General features: G+C 57.5%; 1 protein-coding gene. It reads left to right on the forward strand.

The genetic code is table 11. The features are described 5' to 3' along the window. Positions 1-252, forward strand: a 252-nt coding sequence (locus tag HNV26_RS37725; RefSeq protein ID WP_216613103.1) for a hypothetical protein, incomplete at its 5' end; no start/stop codon positions are given. Positions 253-393 lie beyond the last annotated feature (141 nt).

Raw genomic sequence — 393 nt, forward strand, 5'->3', positions numbered from 1 at the left:
GCGCTCGGCCGGCGTGTGGCCAAGGCCGATGCTTTCGGCACCACGCGCTACCTGTGGGACGGCGACCTCATGGTGCACAGCCAGCGCGGGGGCAAAGCCAGCCTGTTCGTCTACGAGCCGGGCAGCTTCGTGCCTTTGGCCACCGTGCAGGGCATGCAGCAGCCAGGGGATAGTCGCATCTACCGGTACCAGCGCGACCAGATCGACTCTCCCCTGGAACTGACCGATGCCCAGGGACACAAAGCAACATAAATTACGGCACAAGAGAAACTGCAGAGGCATTAAAAAACCTTCCAGTTGATGCAACCACAAGGAAAATCGCTTTTAGGCTCGAACCGTGGAGCGGATTATTATTTCTAGACAATGCCTCCATCCCTGTCTCTTATACCCATC

The organism is Myxococcus xanthus, assembly GCF_013116825.1.
Lineage (GTDB): Bacteria > Myxococcota > Myxococcia > Myxococcales > Myxococcaceae > Myxococcus > Myxococcus xanthus_B.